Below are 20,124 nucleotides of genomic sequence, written 5' to 3' on the forward strand. Positions count from 1 at the left end.
CTCGTGCGCTCCTTATTGAACGTCTTCTTCGCGCATGCGATTGCGGAATGCTTCGCGCGAACGCAGCGACGCGGCGCTCGGCCGGCTCGCCGGCGCAGGCGCGGAAGCGGCGGGGCCGGATGCGCCCTCGGCGGCGGAGCCCGCTGCGGCACCGGTCTCAGCGGCCGACGCAGCCGACGGCGCAGCCGCGCTCGCCGCTTGCGGCGCGCCCGCGACGGCCGGACCCGAAGCGGCGGCGGCCGCCGCCGCGGCCTGACGCTCGCGGTTCTGCTCGACGAGCCTGTCGAGCGGCAGATACAGCACGTTGTTGCCGTTCTTCGCGTCGACGAACACCTTGGTCGCGTTCGCGTAAATCTGCTGCATGGTTTCCATGTACAGGCGGAAGCGCACGAGGGCCGGCGCCTTTGCGTATTGCGCGTAGACCTGCTTGAAGCGCTCGGCCTCGGCCTGCGCCTGCGCGACCGTGTTCTGGCTGTAGGTCTTGGCTTCCTGGACCTGACGATCGACGTCGGCTTGCGCGCGCGGCACGAGCTCGGCGGCATAAGCCTGCGCATCGCGTTTGGCGCGTTCGTTTTCGTCGTGCACCTTTGCAGCGTCGGCGAACGCGGGTTGCACCTGCTCGGGCACCTGCACGCTCTGAATCGTCACACCCGTGACTCCGAGACCCGATTGATACTGATCGAGCGATTGCTGGATCGACGCGATCAGCTGCTGGCGCAGTGTTTCGTGATCCTGATCGAGGATATCGCTGGTGCTGTGCGCTCCGACGATGCCGCGCACCGCCGCCTGCGCGGCATGCATCACGCTCTGATCGGGATCGACGCTGCGAAACAGAAAGTCGTTGGGCTTACGCACCTGGTACTGTACGGCGAAGCGCACGTCGACGATGTCGCCGTCGTGCGTGAGCATCGATGAATCCTTCACGTTGGCGAGACGCACCACGTTGCTACGGCCGATCTCGACCTGGCGGATCTGGCCGACGTTGACGAATTCGTGGGACTCGAACGGATACGGCAGACGCCAGTGCACGCCCTGCGCCGCGGTATAGCGATACTTGCCGAACTGCAGCACGACGGCCGCCTGGCCATCCTGCACGACGAACACGCCGCTGCCGAGATAGATTGCGATCAGCACGCCGATTACGATGCCGACGCCGAGGCGCGCGCCGCGGCCGTTGTCCGGACGGCCGCCGCCGACACCGCCGCCCTTGCGCCCGAAAATCCGGGACAGACGGCGATTGAAATCGCGCCACATTTCGTCGAGATCGGGCGGACCTTCACCGTCGCGCCCCGGTCGCTTCGGATCGTTCGGCCGTTGCCGGTCGCCGTTGCCGTCGCCCCGGCCCCAACGCGGATCGTTCAGTGAAAGCAAGGCGCGCATACGCAGCCAGATACTCCGCTCGTTGTAATCGTTCACCTGTGTTCGTTCACCAGAGTAGACAGCGGGTCAGTGCAATTGGAACGGGTCAGTGCCCGAGTTCTGGAATCTTGTGGTCTTCGCGCAGTTGCGCCGAGCGGTCATCTTGCGACGCATCGAGCGGCATTTCGGCAAGCGGTTCGGCTGTAGCGATTTCAGCGATGGCAGCGCGCAACGCATCCAGCCCCTGCCCGGTGCGCGCGCTCAAAAAGACGCGCGAAATATTACCATACTCGTCCCGCTCGACCGCGTCCCCACGGGCTGCCAGCTCTGGCACCGCATCTATTTTGTTGAACACGAGCACCTGGCGGATCGTGTCCGCGCCGATCGCGTGCAACACCTCGTTCACCTGATCGATCTGATCGAGCCGCACCGCACTCGATGCATCGACGACATGCAGCAACAGGTCCGCGTGAATGGTTTCCTCGAGCGTCGCGCGAAACGCCGCGACGAGCTGATGCGGCAGCTCGCGGATGAAACCGACGGTATCGGACACCACTACCTGCCCCGCTTCGTCGCCGAGATACACGCGCCGCGAGGTGGTATCGAGCGTCGCGAACAACTGGTCGGCGGCATACGCCTGCGCCTTGGTGAGAGCGTTGAAGAGCGTCGATTTCCCAGCGTTCGTATAGCCGACGAGCGACACCGACATCGTCTGGTTGCGATTACGCGCGCGACGCTGCGTGCCGTGCTGGCGGCGCAGCTTGTCGAGGCGGATCTTGAGTGCCTTGATGCGCTCGCCGATCAGCCGGCGGTCGGTTTCGAGCTGCGTTTCACCCGGACCGCGCAAACCGATACCGCCCTTCTGACGTTCGAGGTGGGTCCACGCGCGAATCAGCCGGGTCGACAGATATTGCAGCTGCGCGAGCTCGACCTGCAGCTTGCCTTCGTGGCTGCGTGCGCGCTGCGCAAAAATGTCGAGGATCAGACTGGTGCGATCGACCACGCGCCGATTAAGCGCCCGCTCCAGATTGCGCTGCTGCGCAGGCGCCAGAGCATGGTTGAAGATCACGAGTTCGATGTCGTTCGCTTCACAGGCAAGGCGCAATTCTTCAGCCTTGCCGCTGCCGACGAACATCTTCGCGTCGGGACTGGAACGGCGTCCGGTGAGGGTGACTACGGGGTTCGCGCCCGCGCTTTGCGCGAGCAGGCTGAGTTCTTCGAGACTGGCTTCGAAATCGATCTTGCCGAAGTCGATGCCAACGAGCGCTGCATTGATCAAATTGGAGGGTATCAAAATGACGCGACCGGGAGCGAATCGCCAACGGGCGACGCTGTGCCGGCCGCGGCGAGGGTTAGGACTGTTCGGAATCCGGGTGGAAATTCACCGGACGGGCCGGCACGACCGTCGAAATCGCGTGCTTGTAGACCATCTGGGTGACCGTATTCCGGAGCAACACGACGTACTGGTCGAACGATTCGATGTTCCCTTGAAGCTTGATGCCGTTGACCAGATAGATCGACACCGGCACATGCTCTTTACGCAGTGCGTTCAAAAACGGGTCTTGTAACAATTGCCCTTTGTTGCTCATAGCAAACTCCGTATTTTTTTGCAGGTTGACTGAATTGACGGCGAAGAAAAAGAGATCCGCCGCCAACCGCTACACTATAGCTGATTTTCATTTCGACGCGCGGGCCCGGGACCACCGGCCAAACCCAGCATACATGCGGGTTTCAGCCCAGGTTTAAGACCAGCTTCAGCCTGCTTCAGCCTTTGTCCGCGTAAGGGTTCGTCGACGATCTGAACTCTATTCGCAATGGAGTCCCCGTCAGCTTGAAAGTTTCCCGGAAGCGATTTTCGAGGTACCGCTTATACGTGTCGGTGATCGCGTCGAGCGCATTGCCGTGAATCACGATAATCGGCGGATTCTGCCCGCCCTGGTGTGCATAACGCAGCTTCGGACGCACCGGACCGCGGCGGCGCGGCTGCTGGAACTCGACCGCCTCGATCAGCGCGCGCGTCAGTTTCGGCGTCGGCAGCTTCGACATCGCGGCCGTGTACGCGTCGTCGACCGAACGCATCAACGGCCCAATCCCGGTTTTTTCCGCGGCGGAAATAAAATGGAATTTGGCGAAGTCCAGGAATTTTAGTTTGCGTTCGAGGTCGGCTTTGGTGCGCTCGCGCACATGCGGATCGAGACCGTCCCATTTGTTCACGCCAACCACCAGAGCGCGGCCCTGCTCGACGACGAAGCCAGCGATGTGCGCATCCTGATCCGAGATGTCCTGACGCGCGTCGAGCAGCAGAATCACGACGTTCGCATCGGAAATCGACTGCAGCGTCTTCACGACCGAGAACTTTTCGATCGCCTCGAACACCTTGCCGCGGCGGCGTAGGCCGGCCGTGTCGATCAGCGTATACGGCTTGCCGTTACGTTCGAAATCGACGTAGATCGAGTCGCGCGTAGTGCCGGGCATGTCGAACGCGATCACGCGCTCTTCGCCGACCAGCGCATTGATCAGCGTCGACTTGCCGACGTTCGGCCGCCCGACGATCGCGATCTTCACGCCGCGCGCTTCCTTGTCTTCCTCGCTCTCTTCCGGCTGACCGGCATACGCGACTTCGAGCGCCTCGTTGATCATGTCGGTGACGCCGTCGCCGTGCGCGGCGGAGATCGCGCGCGGGTCGCCGAGGCCGAGTTCGTAGAAGTCGGCTGCGACGTTGGTGTACTTCATCCCCTCGGCCTTGTTGACGACGAGGAAGATGGGCCGGCCGACCTTGCGCAGATAGTCGGCGATCGACTTGTCCTGCGGGGCGAGCCCGTTGCGGCCATCGACGATGAACACGACGACGTCCGACTCCTCGACCGCCTGGCGGGTCTGGCGCGCCATCTCGTGCAGGATGCCGTCCTTCGCGACAGGCTCGAAGCCGCCGGTATCGACGACCAGATAAGGCCGCTCGCCGGTGCGTCCTTCGCCGTAGTGGCGATCGCGCGTGAGACCGGGCAGGTCGGCAACCAGCGCATCACGCGAACGCGTAAGGCGGTTGAACAGCGTGGATTTCCCCACATTGGGGCGCCCAACGAGGGCAATTACGGGTTTCATCTGATGTTGTTCACGGTGAAACGCGGGATCGCAATCGATCGCGCGCTTAGCGACGCCAGGCAGCCGCCACGCGGCGGCGTTTTGACGAAATTATCACGAATTCAGCCTGCTCCGGATGCGCGATCGACACGCGCATCCAGGCGGACGGGAGTGGCTGCGCAGACGCCACTGGGGGTCGCCTGCTTCAGACCGGGCTGCTCGGCGGCCGACGCTCGTGCGCGAGTGCTTCCGGGGTTCGCAAAGCCGCCGACCAAGCGCACGCACCGCCTTCGATGCCGGCGGGCGCAGCTTCGATCCGACTTGCCGGACCAGCCCGTCCGGCGATTTTTCTATTGAGTCTGCCCCGATCACGCCACGGACGCAGTGGCAACCCGAGGCAGGAGCCGTGCGCCAAGGCCCACGCAGACTTCAATTAAAAAACGCGCGGCCGGCAAAGCCGGCCTGCGCGCCTGACACCATCTATAGCGATCAGCGCGGACGATAGCCGAACAGGCCGCCATCGCGCGTCTGGATGACCAGCGTGTCGCCGGCCAGCACCGGTGCGGCGGTAATCGCGCTGCCGTCGGTCTTGACCCGCGCGACGAGCGTGCCGTCGGCGGTCGACAGGAAATGCACGAAGCCCTTGTAGTCACCGAACACAGCCGCGCGGCCGAGCAGCATCGGCACGCTCAGTTCGCGGTTCTTCAGCGCCTCGTTCTTCCACAGCACCGAACCGTTGTTCACGTCGAACGCGGACACGACCGACCAGTCGTCGGCGGCGACCACGCTGCGCTCATCCTGCGCGAGGCCGCTCGTGCTCGAGAACGGCTTGCCCCACAGCGCGCGGCCCGAGTTCGCGTCGAAACAGCCAATCTGGCCCTGGAACGTCACTGCGCAGGTCTCCGAACCCACCAGCGTGGGCGGGCCGGTCACGTCGTTAATACGCTCGACCTCGGTCACGCCCTTCGGATACGACACGGGCGTCTGCCAGTAGGCGTCGCCCGTCTGCAGATTGATAGCGGCGAACGAACCGCCCGGGAAGCCGGCCAGCACGGCCGCGTCGCCCGCGAACGTCATGCCCGATGACACGCGCAGGTTCAACGGCACCGCGCGGTTGCGGAAGTTCCACTTCTGCTCGCCGGTTTGCGCGTTGAACGCGACGATCTGGCCGTCGATCGTGCGCACGACCACGAGGCCGTTGCCGACGAGCGGCGGCGAAATGATCTCGCCCGGCGCCTTCGCGGTCCACAGCTCCTTGCCGTCCGCGCCGAGCACGTATACGTCACCCTTCAGGCCGCCGACCGCGGTGAGCGTGCCATCGCTGCCGACGCCCGCCGACAGATCGTCATGCAGCTTGACGCGCCACACGTCCTTGCCGGTTTGCGCGTCGATCTTGGCGACCGTGCCGTTCGTGCCGGCAGCGTACACGGCATTGCCGACGGCAACCGGCGAGAACATGTAGCGGCCCGCCTTGCCGACGCTCGCCGACCAGGACTGCTGCACATCGAGAACGGGTTTGAACTCGGTGAGCGGCGTCGGCACACGGCGCTCGTCTTTCGTGGACGAGCAAGCCGCCAGCGTGAGAACGGTCATCGCACAGATAACGGGCACGGCGTAACGTTTCAGCAGATTCATCGGTGGACGAAGCATTCAGGAAATGGATTAAAGGAGACCGTCTTGCGGTCGTGGCTCGCGGCGCGCCGCGCGGGACGCTCAGCCGCCAAGCGCATCCAGCTTGAACTGGATCAGCTGGCGCGCCGAACTGTCGCTCTTCGACAGTGAGTCGAGCGCGAGCTTGTAGGCCGCGCGCGCGTCGTCGCGCTTGCCTTGGGCGGCGAGCAGGTCGCCGCGGCGGTCCGCCACGACGCCCTTGAAGGCATCGGATTGCGGCTCCGCCAGAAGCGCGAGCCCCTGGTCGTACGCCTTGTCGTCGAGCAGCAGCGATGCCATGCGCAGCTTCGCGATCTGCTTGAACTCGTCGTCTTTCGCGTGATCGATCGCCCATTGCAGTTCCGCCTTCGCGCCGGCTTCGTCGCCAGCGGTGTAGAGCGCCTTGGCGGCGCCGAGCGCGGTCATCTGAGCGTAGGCGGTGCGGCCGAACTTGTCTTCCATGTCGGCGGCGACGCGCGCGATCTGCGCCTTGTCGCCCGCTGCCGTGGCTTGTTGAACCTGGTCATACAGCACCGCGGCTTCCGCGGCCTGGCGACGCTGCCAGAAATTCCAGCCATTCCAGCTCGCGCCTGCCAACAACACCACCAGCACGATCCACGTGGTCGCATTGCCCCACTGCTGCCACCATGCCTTCAGACTTTCAATCGATTCTTGTTCGTCGTGGTAACTCATTGCCCGGCGATTTCCTCATTCTTGCTACGTGTGCGTGTCGAGCCAGCCGGCTCGACGACATCGCGATCAGTCGTCGCCGTCTTCGGCGGATGCAACCATCGCATTGATTAGATATTCGGTCAAGTCTTCGGCGGGCACGTTCTGTTGCTCGTTCTTACCGCCATGGGCCTGGGTATCGCGCAGCGGTTTCACGCCGACCGTGCCATTGGCGATCTCGTCCTCGCCGAGCACGACCGCAAACGCGGCGCCGCTCGCATCGGCGCGCTTCATCTGCGACTTGAAGCTTGCGGACTGACCGTCCGCGCTGCAATGCAGGATCACGTCGAGACCGGTATCGCGCAGACGCTCGGCGATGATGAAAGCCTGCTCGCGCGCGGCGTCGCCCTGATGGACCACGTACACGTCGCAACCTTCGTCTTCCGGCACGAGCTGCTCTTCCTTCAGCAACTCGAGAATCCGCTCGATGCCCATCGCCCAGCCGCACGCAGCGGTCGGCTTGCCACCGAGCTGCTCGATCAGAGGATCGTAGCGGCCGCCCGCCGCGACCGTGCCTTGCGCGCCGAGCTTGTCGGTCACCCACTCGAATACAGTCAGATTGTAGTAATCGAGACCCCGCACGAGACGCGGATTGATCGTAAACGGAAGATTGTTCGCCTTTAGAAGACGCTGCAGACCTTCGAAGTGCGCGCGCGATTCTTCGCCGAGAAAGTCGATCAGCTTGGGCGCGTTTTGCGCGACTTCCTGCAGCGCGGGATTCTTCGTATCGAGCACGCGCAGCGGGTTCGTATAGAGACGGCGCTTCGCGTCTTCGTCGAGCACGTTCATGTGCTTCTCGAGGTATGCGATCAGTTCGACGCGATGCGCGGCTCGCTCTTCAGCGAGGCCCAGCGAGTTGATTTCGAGCTTGATGCCGGTCAAGCCGAGGTCGTCCCACAGACGCTGGCACATCATGATGATTTCCGCGTCCGCATCCGGACCCGCGAAGCCGAGCGCCTCGACACCGACCTGGTGGAACTGGCGATAACGGCCGCGCTGCGGACGCTCGTGACGGAACATCGGCCCGATGTACCACAGGCGCTTCGGGCCGTCGTACAGCATGTTGTGCTCGATCGACGCGCGCACCACCGCCGCCGTGTTTTCCGGGCGCATCGTCAGGTTTTCGCCGTTCAATGCGTCGGTGAAGCTGTACATCTCTTTTTCGACGATGTCGGTCACTTCGCCGATACCGCGCGTGAACAGCTGCGTATGCTCGACGATCGGCGTGCGGATATTCTGATATCCATACGAACGCAGCATCGACTTGACGGTGGTTTCGAAAAATTCCCAGAGCCCGGCTTCCTGCGGAAGGATGTCGTTCATGCCCTTCACGCCGGAAAGCTTCTCGAGCTTTTTCTTCTGTTCAGTCATCTGTGTTTCGATTGCCGGTATTTAGTTGAGCGCTTCGGCGCGGCCATAGCGGCGCTCGACGTAGTCGCTCACGATTTGCTGGAATTCTTGCGCGATGTTTTCGCCGCGCAGCGTCTTCACTTTCTCGCCGTCGATGAACACCGGCGCGGCCGGGTTCTCGCCCGAGCCCGGCAGGCTGATGCCGATATTCGCCTGCTTCGACTCGCCCGGACCATTGACGATGCAGCCCATCACCGCGACGTGCATCTGCTCGACGCCGGGATACTGGTCACGCCACACCGGCATCTGCTGACGCAGATAGGTCTGGATCTGCGACGCCAGTTCCTGGAACAGCGTGCTCGTGGTGCGGCCGCAGCCCGGGCAAGCGATCACCATCGGCGTGAACGAGCGCAGGCCCATTGTCTGCAGGATTTCCTGACCGACGATCACTTCGCCGGTGCGCGACGCGCCCGGTTCCGGAGTCAGCGAGATACGGATCGTGTCGCCGATGCCCTGCTGCAGCAGAACCGACAGCGCCGCGGTCGACGCGACGATGCCCTTCGAGCCCATGCCTGCTTCGGTCAGGCCCAGATGCAGCGCGAAATCGCAACGGCGCGCGAGTTCGCGGTACACCGCGATCAGATCCTGCACGCCGCTGACCTTGCACGACAGGATGATCTGGTCGCGCCCGAGGCCGAGTTCGACCGCGCGTTCCGCCGAGCCGATCGCGGACTGGATCAGCGCTTCGTACATCACGCTTTGCGCTTCCCACGGAATAGCGCGCGAGCCGTTTTCGTCCATCATTTTGGCGAGCAGGTCCTGGTCTAGGCTGCCCCAGTTCACGCCGATGCGCACCGGTTTGTCGTATTTGACCGCCGCCTCGATCATCTGCGCGAATTGCGTGTCGCGCTTCGCGCCGTGCCCGACGTTGCCCGGATTGATCCGGTATTTCGACAGCGATTCCGCACAGCCCGGATAGTCGCGCAGCAGCAGATGGCCGTTGTAATGGAAGTCGCCGACGAGCGGCACCATCACGCCCATGCGGTCGAGTTGCTCGCGGATAGCCGGCACGGCCGCCGCCGCTTCCGGCGTATTCACGGTGATACGCACCAGTTCCGAACCGGCTTGCGCCAACTCCTTGATCTGGATAGCGGTGCCGATCGCGTCGGCGGTGTCGGTGTTGGTCATCGACTGCACGCGCACCGGCGCATCGCCGCCGATGGTCACGAGCTGGCCGCCCCAGCGGACGTTGACCGCATGCGATTTGCGCCGCATCGCGGGGCCGCCGAACACCGGCTCGTCTGAAACGATCTTGCTAGAAGATTGGGATTGAGCTTCGGTTTGCATCGAAAAACCCATTTACGCCGCACGCGCTATGCAAAAACGCAGCGCCTCAATTGAAAAAGCGCCGCGGACCCGTTGGCCGCGGCGCGTACCGTATCTGTCAAGGCAGCGCAAACCGCGCCACATTGCCCTTGGCTGCCGCATATTTCGACGGATCGACCGGCTGGCCGTCGAGCGTCACCGACTCGAGACCCGCCTTGTTGCCGACCGTCACCTTGAACGGGCCGGCGCCCGTCACTTCCTTCGGATCGCCAGCATGCACGAGGCCGGAGAACAGTTCCTTGCCGTTTTTGTCACGCACGCTGAACCAGCTGTCCTGCGTCACGCGCAGCGCGACGACCGACTCGCCGGGCGCTGGCGCAACCGCCGGTGCCGACGCGTTCGCCACGACCACCGGTGCACTTGGGCTCTCCATGGCGGCCTGTGCCTGCGCCTGCGAGCCAGCCTTCGCTGCCGCTGCCGTCGGCGCCGGCGTTGCCGCTGTATTCGCGGCCGGGGCCGAGCCCGGCGCGGTGCCGGTGGCAAGCGGTGCGGGCATCGGCGTTGCCGACGCAGACGCCGCATTATCCGCACTCCCCGCGTTGTCCGCCGTGACCGCCGCGTCCGGCGCCGATGCGCCTTCCGCCGTCGCCGGGCCTTGCGCGACCGGGCCCGACGCCGCCGTGTCGCTGCTCGTCGAACTATTTGCGCTGGCCTTCAGCCGCGCGAGCCACGCGGATGAATCGCCGCCGTTGGTGCGCCACATGCCGAGCGCGATGACCGCGACGACGATCGCCGCAATGCCCCAGAGCCACGAACGGCTCTTGTGTCCGCTATCGCCGAGCGACAGCGAAACCTTGCCGCGGGGCAGATCCTTGCCGGATGACGCGGGCATCGACAGATTCGGCGCCGGCACTCCTCTCTCGCGACGCAGCGCCGCCGTAAAAGGCGCCGGATCGGCGCCGAGCATTTTCGCGTAGCTGCGCACGACGCCGAGTGCAAATGTCGTGTCCGGCAGATGGCTAATGTCGCCCGCTTCGAGCGCGCTCAGCTTGACGACCGACACCTTCAGCCGCGCCGACACGTCCTCGATCGCCCAGCCTTTCGACTCGCGCAACTGGGTCAAGCGCGCGCCAACCGCTGCCAACGAATCGAGGGCCGGTTGCACGACCGGCTGGACCACCGCCCTTGCAACGGGTGCTGGATGGCCATCGTTCGTGTCTGTCTCGTGCGGCTGCGGGTGCTGCGGCTCACTCATCCCAAATCCTTTCGCGTCGATTCTTTTAATCGTGCGACTGGACGGGCTCGAGCCTCACGTCCAAATCGCAGACCGTTTATAACAAAATGTGCGGCTTTGTGTGCCGCTCCCGATCGATTCTGCAAACTTTCTTTTCAACCGCCGGTGGCATCAGAGCATTTTTGCGTTCGCAGTGCTTTCCGCCGAACGCCGACGCCCTGCTGCCCCACGCGATTACACGGCGCGAACCTCGATCACCTTCGCCGCCTTCCCGGTGCGCTCAGCAAGACGCGTGCGGTCTTTCACCGCGCCGGCCAGCTGACCGCAGGCAGCATCGATATCGTCGCCGCGGGTTTTGCGCACGGTGGTGACGACGCCTGCGTCGATCAACACCTGCGCAAACCGCTTGATCTGTTCCGGTTTCGAGCGGATGAGGCCCGATTCGGGAAACGGATTGAACGGAATCAGATTGAACTTGCACGGCACGCTGCGCGTGACGGCGAGCAGCTCGCGTGCGTGCGCCTCACTGTCGTTCACGCCATCGAGCATGCAATATTCGAACGTAATGAAATCGCGCGGCGCCACTTTCAGGTAGCGCTCGCACGCCGCCATCAGTTCGCGCAGCGGATACTTTTTGTTGAGCGGCACCAGCACGTCGCGCAGCGCGTCGTTCGACGCATGCAGCGACACCGCGAGCGCCACGGGCAAGTCCGCGCCAAGCCGATCCATCATCGGCACGACGCCCGAAGTGGACAACGTGACGCGCCGGCGCGACAGGCCGTACGCATTGTCGTCGAGCATCAGACGCATGGCCGGCACGACCGCGTCGTAATTGAGCAGCGGCTCGCCCATCCCCATCATCACGACGTTTGTGACGACGCGCTCGCCCTTGCCGTCGCCGCCCATTGCGCGGCCGCCGGCATCGCCACGCGACGCGCGCAGCGCAAACTCGGCCATGCGCAACTGGCCGATGATTTCGCCGGTGGTGAGATTGCGGGAGAACCCCTGCTTGCCGGTCGAGCAGAATCGGCAGTTGACCGCACACCCCGCCTGCGACGACACACATAGCGTTCCGCGCGTTTCTTCGGGGATGTACACGGTTTCGACGGCGTTGCCATTACCGACATCGATCAGCCACTTGCGTGTGCCGTCCGACGAAATATGATCGCTGACGACGCCAGGCATTGTGATCGTGGCGCGCCCTTTGAGCTTTTCGCGCAAGGACTTCGCGAGATCGGTCATGCCGTCGAAGTCGGCAGCGTTGTATTGGTGAATCCAGCGCTGCAATTGCTTGGCGCGAAACGGTTTCTCGCCCAGGCTGTCGCAATAGGCGACGAGCCCTTGGGCGTCGAGGTCGAGAAGGTTGACGGAGGGACTGCTCGTCATATCGAATCCTGCCATTTCAGTGCGAGACTACGTTCATGCAACAAGCTGCATGAACGCCGTGCCGTTCGCGCCCATTCCTGCTGCTTTTACCTTACTACTTTTGCCGTACACCGCGCGCGATCCATGCGATAAAACAATTCGACCGCACGAAACGCGCCACGCGAAAGACGGCTTGCGATACGCGGCTGAGGTCACTGCCCGACCTCAGCGCGAGGCGCTCAACGCGAGTAGACGTTGACTTGGGGGAAGAAGAAAGCGATTTCGACCGCAGCCGTTTCCGGCCCGTCCGAACCGTGCACCGCGTTGGCGTCGATGCTGTCAGCGAAGTCAGCACGGATCGTGCCCTTTTCTGCCTTCTTCGGGTCCGTCGCACCCATCAGGTCACGGTGCTTCAGGATCGCGTTTTCGCCTTCCAGCACCTGCACAACCACCGGACCCGAGATCATGAATTCGACGAGGTCCTTGAAGAACGGACGTGCTGCGTGCACAGCGTAGAACTTCTCGGCGTCAGCACGCGACAGATGAACCATGCGCGATGCCACGATCTTCAGGCCAGCGTTTTCGAAACGGGTATAGATCTGGCCGATCACGTTTTTGGCCACTGCGTCCGGCTTGATAATCGACAGGGTGCGCTCGATCGCCATAAAAACTCCAAAAAATTAAGAGGTTACAGATTTAAATGAATCCGCTATTGTAGCATGTTCCCGTGTATCATTGCGATTGAACCCTTACAGCATCGAAAGGATCGAAGCAACGGGTGCAAAATACTGGTAGCGTAGGCCATTGGGCCGACTGGAGGGTATTGAAACTCCGTGCCGCCGCGCTAATCTTACGGATGAACGGTGCGCCCGCCGGCGCTTCGCAAATTTCCGTTTCACCATCACGAAACACGCTTCCGAGGTAAGGAGAGACCATGAACGAACATCCATATATGTTTGGCCGCAACGGCGCGGTCAGTACGGTCGAAACACGCAACCGCGTGCTACGGAATACCTACTGGCTGCTCGCGTTGTCGATGATCCCAACGGTGCTCGGCGCCTGGGTCGGTCTTGCCACCGGCTTCTCGCTGTTTGCCGCCACCAGTCCCGCCATGAGCATGCTGGCGTTCTTCGCGATCGCGTTCGGCTTCATGTTCGCGATTCAGCGCACCAAGGACAGCGCCGTCGGCGTATTCGTACTGCTCGGCTTCACGTTCTTCATGGGGCTGATGCTGTCGCGCATTCTCGCGTTCGTGCTCGGCTTCTCGAACGGCCCGTCGCTGATCATGCTCGCGTTTGGTGGCACTGGTGTGATCTTCGCGGCCATGGCGACCATCGCCACGGTCAGCAAACGCGACTTCTCGGGCCTCGGCAAATGGCTCTTCATGGGCGTGATCGTGATCCTGCTGGCTTCGGTCGCGAACGTGTTCCTGCAACTGCCGGCACTGATGCTGACGGTTTCGGTCATGGCAATCGTGATCTTTTCCGCCTACATCATGTTCGACGTGCAGCGCGTCGTGAACGGCGGTGAGACGAACTACATCACCGCGACGCTAGCGATCTACCTGGATCTGTATAACGTGTTCGTGAACCTGCTTGCGCTGCTCGGCATTTTCGGCGGCAACCGCAATTAAGCTTGGCCGGTCGCGAGGCGTGCCCTGCGCCGCCTCGACGCTCCAAGCAAAAGCCCATAACGATTGTTCGTTATGGGCTTTTTTCATTGCCTGATCAGCTGACACACGCTGCGCGGCGCAACCGGAAGCCAGCCCTGCACCGCAGTCACAGAGTCAACCACCCGAAACCTTCGCTCTGCGACGCAACCACCACCTCGGTGGGAGCCGCGCCAAGCACGCCCGCCAGCGCCGCCTGCGCGAGTTCCGGCAGATTGTTCTGCTGGCTCAGATGCGCGGCGACCAGATGCCGCAAACGCGAGCGGTCGAGCGACGCAAGGATTTCAGCCGCCGCGTCGTTGTTCAGATGCCCGTGATTGCCGCCGATACGCGCCTTCAGCGACGGCGGATAACGACTGCCCGCGAGCATCTGCACGTCGTGATTGCATTCGAGCACGAGTGCGTCACAACCACTCAGCACCGCGCTGATATGCGGGGTGGACGTGCCAACGTCGGTGAGCACGCCGAGCCGGCGCGCGCCGTTCGAGAACACGTATTGCAACGGTTCGCGAGCGTCGTGCGGAACGGTATAAGGGAGAACGCTGAGCTCGCCGATTGCTACCGCCTCGTCGCCCCACAGCACCTGCAGGTCGACATCGGTTTCGTCGGCGCCCACCGCGCGCGCGGTGCCCCAGCTCATGTACAGCGGAATCGACCACTTGCGCGCCAGCGTCAATGCGCTGCCGATGTGATCGCTATGTTCATGCGTAATCAGGATCGCATCGAGATGCTCGGCGCTCGCGCCGAGCCGCGCGAGACGCCGCTCAACTTCGCGCCCGGAAAAGCCGCAGTCGAGCAGCACGCGCGTGGTGCTCGCGCCGCTGTGCGCTTCCACCAGCAGCGCGTTGCCTTCACTGCCGCTGCCGAGACTTGCGAAGCGCACGACCCGCCTAATTCAGTTGCGCGTGCAGCAGCGACACGATGCGCTGCGCGTCCGACGACGTATCGATCTGCCCGTTCGCGTCGACGACCGCAACCTGCGTCACGGCGTCGCCCTTCGCGCGCACGTTGACGAGGAATTCCTGGCCCGGCTTGCGCGTCGAATTGCCGCTGTAGAACAGTTTGCCGAACAGACCTTCCTTCTTCAGCTCCTGCATCGAATCCGCGTAGCGTACGTAGTAGATGCCCTTCTCGCGATCGCGGTTGTCGACCGTAAAGTTGGTGCGATCGAGCGCGAGGCCCACACGCAGCCAGGCGCGGTCGAACGACTCCTGCAGATCGAGCGTCGACGCGCCCGCGTTCTGCTCGATGGTAGTCGGCGCGCTGGCCGGGCGCGCGTCGGTCAGCAGCTGCTTCGACTGCGCTTCGGTCAGGCCGAACTTCTGCATCAGCTTGGCGAGGAACAGCGCCTCGAGCGCCGGGTCACGCGGACGCTCTTCCCAGCGCGAAGACGTCTTGTCCTGCCCGGTCATCACCTCTTCCATCGCGCTATGCGTGATCGAGATATCGGTCGCGCTGTCCGAACCGCGCGATACGAGCGTACGGAAACTGTCGCGGGTGCCCGACGAATAGGCGAAGTCGATCACCTTGCCGATCGTGCGGCGGAACCAGTCGTCCGGAATGTTCGCGCGGTTCTCCGCCCAGTCGGTCGTCATGATGCCGGTGGCCGGCGCGTCGGTCTTCAGCACGAAGCCGTTCTCCTGCCAGAACTCCTGCAGTTGCGGCCACAGCTGTTCCGGGGAACGGCCGTCTACCACCAGCCAGCGACGGTCGCCGTCGCGCTCGATATGCATGCCGAGCGGATCCTGTGCGGTCGGCTGACCTTCGGTTGCGTTGCCGGCGGCCGTGACAGCACGCGTCGGCGTGCCACCGAGCGCCAGATTGGCGGGCGGCGCCACATAGCGCTGGTCATTCGGCGACGTGCTCAGGTCGCTCGGCACGGCAAGCGGCGGTGCGCTCGAGGTCGCCTTGTAGTTGACGCGGTCGGAAGCGAACCAGTCGTTCAGCGTGTCACAGCCGGCGAGCGTCGAGAGGGCAAGCGCCAGCGCCGCCATGCGGGTTGCGTGGAGGGAAAGTGCGGAACGTTTCATGAGGTCCTTCGTGATGCTGGAACGCGATGCCTCGTTCGGTCTGCCGGGAACGTGGGCTGAAGCGACGTCGGTTAATGAAATGCCGGTGGCGGTCTGGCGTGGGCGGCTGGACGGGCGGGCCGTTCAGCAGAGCAGGCCCGCTTCGCGCAGCGCGCCGCGCACCACTTCGTGGTATTGCGCGTCGAGCGGCGTGAGCGGCAGGCGGATGCCGCCCTGCACACGCCCCAGTTGCTGCAGCGCCCACTTCGCCGGAATCGGATTCGCTTCGGCAAACAGGTACTTGTGCAGCGACAGGAGTTTCAGATGAATCTCGCGCGCGGTCTTCGCGTCCGCGGCGAGCGCGGCCTTGCACAGCTCGCTCATTGCGCGCGGCGCGACGTTCGCGGTGACCGAAATATTGCCGTGACCGCCGAGCAGCATCAGCGCGATCGCAGTGGGATCGTCGCCGCTATAGATGCTGAAGTTTGCCGGCGCCGACTTGATGAGATGCGCAGCGCGGTCGATGTTGCCCGTGGCCTCCTTCACGCCGACGATCCCCGGCACCTGCGCGCAGCGCAGGATGGTCTCGTTGCTCATGTCGGCGACGGTGCGGCCCGGCACGTTGTACAGGATCACCGGCAGATCGACGCTTTCCGCGATCTTCGCGAAATGGCGGTAGATGCCTTCCTGGGTCGGCTTGTTGTAGTACGGCACGACCTGCAGCGTGGCATTCGCGCCGACGTCTTTCGCGTGCTGCGTGAGTTCGATCGCCTCGGCGGTGGAGTTGGCGCCCGCGCCCGCGATGACAGGAATGCGTCCAGCGGTGTGGTCGACCGCGGTCTTGACCATCAGCACGTGCTCTTCGACCGACAGAGTGGCCGACTCGCCGCTCGTGCCGACCACGACGAGCGCATTCGTGCCTTCCTCGATGTGCCAGTCGATCAGTTTGCGAAACGCCGGCAGATCAAGGCTGCCGTCTTCGAGCATCGGAGTGATGATGGCAGGAATGCTGCCGCGGATCTGAACGCCGTCCTGGTGACCGCTGTGGTTGCCGTTAGTCATGAAACGCCATGAATATGATCAGGTAAACCGCGATTGTAGCGGATTAGCCAGCCAACTCGTAACAAGGTGGAACTGTTGCTCGTGCGGGATCATCCGCACGTGCCGCTTCCCGAACCGCGCAGATGCGCTGAACGTACGCCGGACGCGGCTCGGCGAGAAATCCGTCCTGAAATGCGATCACCCGCAATTGGCCCCGCACGATCTCGAGCAACTCGCCAGGCGCGAGCAAAAACGCCGGATTGGAGGGTTTGCCGACGCTTTCGTTTCCTTGCGCAAAGGTCTCGTAAACCATTACGCCGCCGGGCGCGAGCGCGCGCAGCAACTGCGGGAAAAGTGGTCGATGCAGGTAATTGGTGACCACGACGGCGGCGAACACCGCATCGTCCGGTAATGGCTACGGCGCGCTCTCGAGATCGGCCACGACAGGGCTGACGAGCGGTGCGTCGCGCAGCAGGTCGAGGGCAGCGGCATCGCGATCGATCGCGGTGACCGGATGGCCGAGCGACGCAAAAAAGCGCGCGTGCCGCCCGGCCCCCGATGCCACGTCGAGCACCGCCCCGCCCGGCGCGATCAGGTGCGCCCAGTGACGCACCCAGCGCGACGGTTCACCGAGGCCATGCAAGCCAGGGGTAGCCGGCGTGCTCATCGCTGCGGGGCGGCGCCTCGAGTGCGCATCAGTTGTACGAAAGCCCCATCGCCTCGCGGACGTCGCGCATCGTTTCGGTCGCGAAGCGGCGTGCCTTGTCGCAGCCATCGGCGACGATCGCGCGCAACAGCGACGGGTCGTCCATGTACTTCTGCGCACGCTCCAGCATCGGCTGCTGCTCGCGCAGAATGCCTTCGACGACCGGCTGCTTGCAATCGAGGCAACCGATGCCCGCCGAGCGGCAGCCCTTCTGCACCCACTCGTGGGTCGCTTCGTCGGTGTAGACCTGATGCAGCTGCCACACCGGACACTTGTCCGGATCGCCCGGATCGGTGCGGCGCACGCGAGCGGGGTCGGTCGGCATCGTGCGGACCTTCTTCGTGATCGTTTCCGCGTCTTCGCGCAAGCCGATCGTGTTGCCGTACGACTTCGACATCTTCTGGCCGTCGAGACCCGGCATGCGCGACGCCTCGGTCAGCATCGCCTGCGGCTCGACGAGGATGATCTTGCGCGAACCTTCGAGATAGCCGAACAGGCGCTCGCGATCGCTCATCGACAGGCTTTGCGATTCCTGCAGCATCGCCCGCGCGCGTTCGAGCGCTTCGTCGTTGCCTTCCTGCTGATACGCGTTGCGCAGTTCGTGATACAGCTTCGAGCGCTTGCCGCCGAGCTTCTTCGCGGCTTCGTTCGCTTTTTCCTCGAAGCCCGGCTCGCGGCCGTACAGGTAGTTGAAACGACGAGCGATTTCGCGCGTCATCTCCACGTGTGGCACCTGGTCTTCACCGACCGGCACGAGCGAGCCGCGATACAGCAGAATGTCCGCCGCCATCAACACCGGGTAGCCGAGGAAGCCGTAGGTGGACAAATCCTTGTCCTTCAGCTTTTCCATCTGCTCCTTGTAGGTCGGCACGCGTTCGAGCCAGCCGAGCGGCGTGCTCATGCCGAGCAGCAGCGCCAGTTCGGCATGCTCGGGCACCCTGCTCTGGATGAACAGCGTCGCCTGCGCCGGATCGATGCCGGAAGCGAGCCAGTCGATCAGCACGTCCCACACGTTCTTTTCGATCACTTCGGGCGTTTCGTAGTGAGTCGTCAGCGCGTGCCAGTCGACCACGCAGAAAAAGCACGGGTACTCGGACTGCAGCCGCACCCAGTTTTTCAGCACGCCGTGATAGTGGCCGAGGTGCAGCGACCCGGTGGGCCGCATGCCGGAGAAGATACGGTCTGGGAACATGGTTATTTAGAAAAGCGAAACAAGAGGAGTCAGAATTGCGGTGATCGCGCTATAGCCGAGCGTAACGAGTGGCCTCAACCAGAAACGCGTGAGCGTACCCGTCATCACGAGCGCCATCACGATGAAAAAGCCGTACGGTTCGAGCCGCGACAACGCGATCGATTGCTTCGGCGGCAACAGGGCCATCACCACGCGTCCGCCATCTAGCGGCGGCAGAGGAAACAGGTTCAGCACGCCGAGCACGAGATTGACGCCGACGCCCGCGCCCGCCATACGCGTAAAAAACGGTTCGTTGACATTGAGCACCGCCAGCACGATGCCAAGCACGCCCCACAGCAGCGCCTGGACAAAATTGCATACCGGCCCGGCCGCCGCGACCCAAAGGCTGCCCCAGCGCGGATTGCGCAGATTGCCGAACGCGACCGGCACCGGCTTCGCATAGCCGAACATGAACGCGCCGCTCGTCGCGAAGTACAGCAGCAACGGAATCGCGATCGTGCCAAGCGGATCGATATGCCGCATCGGGTTAAGCGACACGCGGCCGAGCACGTACGCGGTGTTGTCGCCGAGCCAGCGCGCGACGTAGCCGTGCGCGGCCTCGTGCAGCGTGATCGCGAAGATCACCGGCAGCGCGTACACCGCAATTGTCTGTATCAGGGAAGAATCCATAACTCGCTATTGTAACAATGCGCTCGCGCGTGTCTGTCCGCTTTCGCTCGGGCCGCTCACGCCGTTTCCTCGAGGCCGAACGGCTCGAGCGGGCCGCGCCCTGCCCGCACCAGCACCGGCTCCGAGCCGGTCAGATCGATCACGGTGGACGGCTCGCACACGCACGCGCCGCCGTCGATCACCAGATCGAGCTGCTTTTCGAGCCGCGCGCGGATTTCCTCGGGGTCGTTCAGCGGCTCGGTTTCGCCGGGCATGATCAGAGTCGTGCCGAGCAGCGGCTGGCCGAGCTCCTCGAGAATCGCGAGCGTGATAGCGTGATCCGGCACGCGCAGACCGATCGTCTTGCGCGACGGATGCGATACGCGTCGCGGCACTTCCTTGGTGGCCTGCAGCACGAACACGTACGGACCCGGTGTCACCGATTTCAGCAGCCGATACTGCCAGTTGTCCACCATCGCAAAATTGGCGAGCTCCGACAGATCGCGCACGAGCAGCGACAGCAGCTGCTTTTCGTCGAGTCCGCGAATACGCCGCAGGCGTTCGACCGCATCCTTGTCGTCGAGACGGCAGGCGAGCGCGTAGGTCGAATCGGTCGGCAAGGCGACCACGCCGCCGTCGTTGATGATCTGCGCGGCCTGCTTGACGAGGCGCGGCTGCGGATTGTCGGGATGGAGCCGAAAGTATTGGGACATGGAGACTCACGATGGCGGCAGACGAACTGCGGCGGATGGGCTGCGGCGAGCA

18 protein-coding genes and 1 pseudogene are annotated in these 20,124 nt (G+C 63.6%); 1 reads left to right on the forward strand and 18 read right to left on the reverse strand.

Annotated elements, in window-relative coordinates; all coding sequences use genetic code 11:
• Nucleotides 1-12 precede the first annotated feature (12 nt).
• The 11 genes from hflK to ndk form a co-directional block, all read right to left on the reverse strand.
• A complete protein-coding gene (gene hflK, locus AB3X95_RS04585; protein ID WP_368620791.1) occupies nucleotides 13-1,416 on the reverse strand; it encodes an FtsH protease activity modulator HflK in 1,404 nt (467 codons plus the stop codon).
• Nucleotides 1,417-1,465: 49 nt separating this feature from the next.
• Nucleotides 1,466-2,653 (reverse strand): GTPase HflX, encoded by a 1,188-nt coding sequence (gene hflX / locus AB3X95_RS04590; protein WP_176108226.1) that lies wholly within the window; start codon nucleotides 2,651-2,653, stop codon nucleotides 1,466-1,468.
• A gap of 58 nt (nucleotides 2,654-2,711) precedes the next feature.
• Nucleotides 2,712-2,948 (reverse strand): RNA chaperone Hfq, encoded by a 237-nt coding sequence (hfq, locus tag AB3X95_RS04595; protein ID WP_006051315.1) that lies wholly within the window; start codon nucleotides 2,946-2,948, stop codon nucleotides 2,712-2,714.
• A 175-nt stretch (nucleotides 2,949-3,123) separates the two neighbouring features.
• Nucleotides 3,124-4,461, reverse strand: coding sequence for a ribosome biogenesis GTPase Der (der, locus tag AB3X95_RS04600; RefSeq protein ID WP_013089777.1), 1,338 nt, complete (start codon nucleotides 4,459-4,461; stop codon nucleotides 3,124-3,126).
• 468 nt (nucleotides 4,462-4,929) lie between these two features.
• Nucleotides 4,930-6,075: an outer membrane protein assembly factor BamB gene (gene bamB / locus AB3X95_RS04605; RefSeq protein WP_176108225.1), complete on the reverse strand. Its 1,146-nt coding sequence runs from the start codon at nucleotides 6,073-6,075 to the stop codon at nucleotides 4,930-4,932.
• A gap of 78 nt (nucleotides 6,076-6,153) precedes the next feature.
• Nucleotides 6,154-6,783 carry a tetratricopeptide repeat protein gene (locus AB3X95_RS04610; protein ID WP_184226662.1) on the reverse strand — a complete coding sequence of 210 codons (630 nt, stop codon included), beginning with the start codon at nucleotides 6,781-6,783 and terminating at the stop codon, nucleotides 6,154-6,156.
• A gap of 66 nt (nucleotides 6,784-6,849) precedes the next feature.
• A complete protein-coding gene (gene hisS / locus AB3X95_RS04615; RefSeq protein ID WP_184226661.1) occupies nucleotides 6,850-8,190 on the reverse strand; it encodes a histidine--tRNA ligase in 1,341 nt (446 codons plus the stop codon).
• A gap of 21 nt (nucleotides 8,191-8,211) precedes the next feature.
• Entirely contained in the window at nucleotides 8,212-9,528 is a 1,317-nt protein-coding gene (gene ispG, locus AB3X95_RS04620) for a flavodoxin-dependent (E)-4-hydroxy-3-methylbut-2-enyl-diphosphate synthase (protein ID WP_176125668.1), read from the reverse strand.
• Between the two features lie 85 nt (nucleotides 9,529-9,613).
• Complete coding sequence (locus AB3X95_RS04625; RefSeq protein WP_176125667.1) at nucleotides 9,614-10,750, reverse strand: helix-turn-helix domain-containing protein; 1,137 nt, start codon at nucleotides 10,748-10,750, stop codon at nucleotides 9,614-9,616.
• Nucleotides 10,751-10,963: 213 nt separating this feature from the next.
• Entirely contained in the window at nucleotides 10,964-12,115 is a 1,152-nt protein-coding gene (rlmN, locus tag AB3X95_RS04630) for a 23S rRNA (adenine(2503)-C(2))-methyltransferase RlmN (RefSeq protein WP_176108220.1), read from the reverse strand.
• 218 nt (nucleotides 12,116-12,333) lie between these two features.
• Nucleotides 12,334-12,759, reverse strand: a complete 426-nt coding sequence (gene ndk, locus AB3X95_RS04635) for a nucleoside-diphosphate kinase (protein WP_176125666.1) — start codon at nucleotides 12,757-12,759, stop codon at nucleotides 12,334-12,336.
• 269 nt (nucleotides 12,760-13,028) lie between these two features.
• Between ndk and AB3X95_RS04640 the strand changes: the two genes are divergently transcribed.
• Complete coding sequence (locus AB3X95_RS04640; protein WP_018417558.1) at nucleotides 13,029-13,727, forward strand: Bax inhibitor-1/YccA family protein; 699 nt, start codon at nucleotides 13,029-13,031, stop codon at nucleotides 13,725-13,727.
• Nucleotides 13,728-13,872: 145 nt separating this feature from the next.
• Here AB3X95_RS04640 and AB3X95_RS04645 read toward each other — a convergent pair whose 3' ends face one another.
• From AB3X95_RS04645 to AB3X95_RS04675, 7 genes and pseudogenes are all read right to left on the reverse strand, one after another.
• On the reverse strand, nucleotides 13,873-14,646 hold the full coding sequence (locus tag AB3X95_RS04645) for an MBL fold metallo-hydrolase (RefSeq protein ID WP_368620792.1): 774 nt from the start codon (nucleotides 14,644-14,646) through the stop codon (nucleotides 13,873-13,875).
• 7 nt (nucleotides 14,647-14,653) lie between these two features.
• Complete coding sequence (gene bamC, locus AB3X95_RS04650) at nucleotides 14,654-15,793, reverse strand: outer membrane protein assembly factor BamC (RefSeq protein WP_176125664.1); 1,140 nt, start codon at nucleotides 15,791-15,793, stop codon at nucleotides 14,654-14,656.
• 123 nt (nucleotides 15,794-15,916) lie between these two features.
• Nucleotides 15,917-16,834: a 4-hydroxy-tetrahydrodipicolinate synthase gene (gene dapA / locus AB3X95_RS04655; RefSeq protein WP_176125663.1), complete on the reverse strand. Its 918-nt coding sequence runs from the start codon at nucleotides 16,832-16,834 to the stop codon at nucleotides 15,917-15,919.
• Between the two features lie 43 nt (nucleotides 16,835-16,877).
• Nucleotides 16,878-17,480, reverse strand: a pseudogene (locus tag AB3X95_RS04660) (class I SAM-dependent methyltransferase).
• Between the two features lie 28 nt (nucleotides 17,481-17,508).
• Nucleotides 17,509-18,711: a tryptophan--tRNA ligase gene (locus tag AB3X95_RS04665; RefSeq protein ID WP_176108215.1), complete on the reverse strand. Its 1,203-nt coding sequence runs from the start codon at nucleotides 18,709-18,711 to the stop codon at nucleotides 17,509-17,511.
• Between the two features lie 6 nt (nucleotides 18,712-18,717).
• Nucleotides 18,718-19,380 carry a site-2 protease family protein gene (locus tag AB3X95_RS04670; protein WP_176108214.1) on the reverse strand — a complete coding sequence of 221 codons (663 nt, stop codon included), beginning with the start codon at nucleotides 19,378-19,380 and terminating at the stop codon, nucleotides 18,718-18,720.
• 56 nt (nucleotides 19,381-19,436) lie between these two features.
• The gene (locus tag AB3X95_RS04675; protein ID WP_018435435.1) at nucleotides 19,437-20,072 is read right to left on the reverse strand and encodes an L-threonylcarbamoyladenylate synthase; all 636 of its coding nucleotides are present in this window, start codon (nucleotides 20,070-20,072) and stop codon (nucleotides 19,437-19,439) included.
• Nucleotides 20,073-20,124 lie beyond the last annotated feature (52 nt).

The organism is Paraburkholderia sp. BR13444, assembly GCF_040948755.1.
GTDB classification, from domain to species: domain Bacteria; phylum Pseudomonadota; class Gammaproteobacteria; order Burkholderiales; family Burkholderiaceae; genus Paraburkholderia; species Paraburkholderia youngii.

Excerpts from the sequence above, each read along its gene's own strand:
- hfq (WP_006051315.1), bottom strand. The coding sequence starts at position 2,948 with ATGAGCAACAAAGGGCAATTGTTACAAGACCCGTTTTTGAACGCACTG.
- der (WP_013089777.1), bottom strand. The coding sequence starts at position 4,461 with ATGAAACCCGTAATTGCCCTCGTTGGGCGCCCCAATGTGGGGAAATCC.
- bamB (WP_176108225.1), bottom strand. The coding sequence starts at position 6,075 with ATGAATCTGCTGAAACGTTACGCCGTGCCCGTTATCTGTGCGATGACC.
- AB3X95_RS04610 (WP_184226662.1), bottom strand. The coding sequence starts at position 6,783 with ATGAGTTACCACGACGAACAAGAATCGATTGAAAGTCTGAAGGCATGG.
- hisS (WP_184226661.1), bottom strand. The coding sequence starts at position 8,190 with ATGACTGAACAGAAGAAAAAGCTCGAGAAGCTTTCCGGCGTGAAGGGC.
- ispG (WP_176125668.1), bottom strand. The coding sequence starts at position 9,528 with ATGGGTTTTTCGATGCAAACCGAAGCTCAATCCCAATCTTCTAGCAAG.
- AB3X95_RS04625 (WP_176125667.1), bottom strand. The coding sequence starts at position 10,750 with ATGAGTGAGCCGCAGCACCCGCAGCCGCACGAGACAGACACGAACGAT.
- rlmN (WP_176108220.1), bottom strand. The coding sequence starts at position 12,115 with ATGACGAGCAGTCCCTCCGTCAACCTTCTCGACCTCGACGCCCAAGGG.
- ndk (WP_176125666.1), bottom strand. The coding sequence starts at position 12,759 with ATGGCGATCGAGCGCACCCTGTCGATTATCAAGCCGGACGCAGTGGCC.
- AB3X95_RS04640 (WP_018417558.1), top strand. The coding sequence starts at position 13,029 with ATGAACGAACATCCATATATGTTTGGCCGCAACGGCGCGGTCAGTACG.
- bamC (WP_176125664.1), bottom strand. The coding sequence starts at position 15,793 with ATGAAACGTTCCGCACTTTCCCTCCACGCAACCCGCATGGCGGCGCTG.
- dapA (WP_176125663.1), bottom strand. The coding sequence starts at position 16,834 with ATGACTAACGGCAACCACAGCGGTCACCAGGACGGCGTTCAGATCCGC.
- AB3X95_RS04665 (WP_176108215.1), bottom strand. The coding sequence starts at position 18,711 with ATGTTCCCAGACCGTATCTTCTCCGGCATGCGGCCCACCGGGTCGCTG.
- AB3X95_RS04670 (WP_176108214.1), bottom strand. The coding sequence starts at position 19,380 with ATGGATTCTTCCCTGATACAGACAATTGCGGTGTACGCGCTGCCGGTG.
- AB3X95_RS04675 (WP_018435435.1), bottom strand. The coding sequence starts at position 20,072 with ATGTCCCAATACTTTCGGCTCCATCCCGACAATCCGCAGCCGCGCCTC.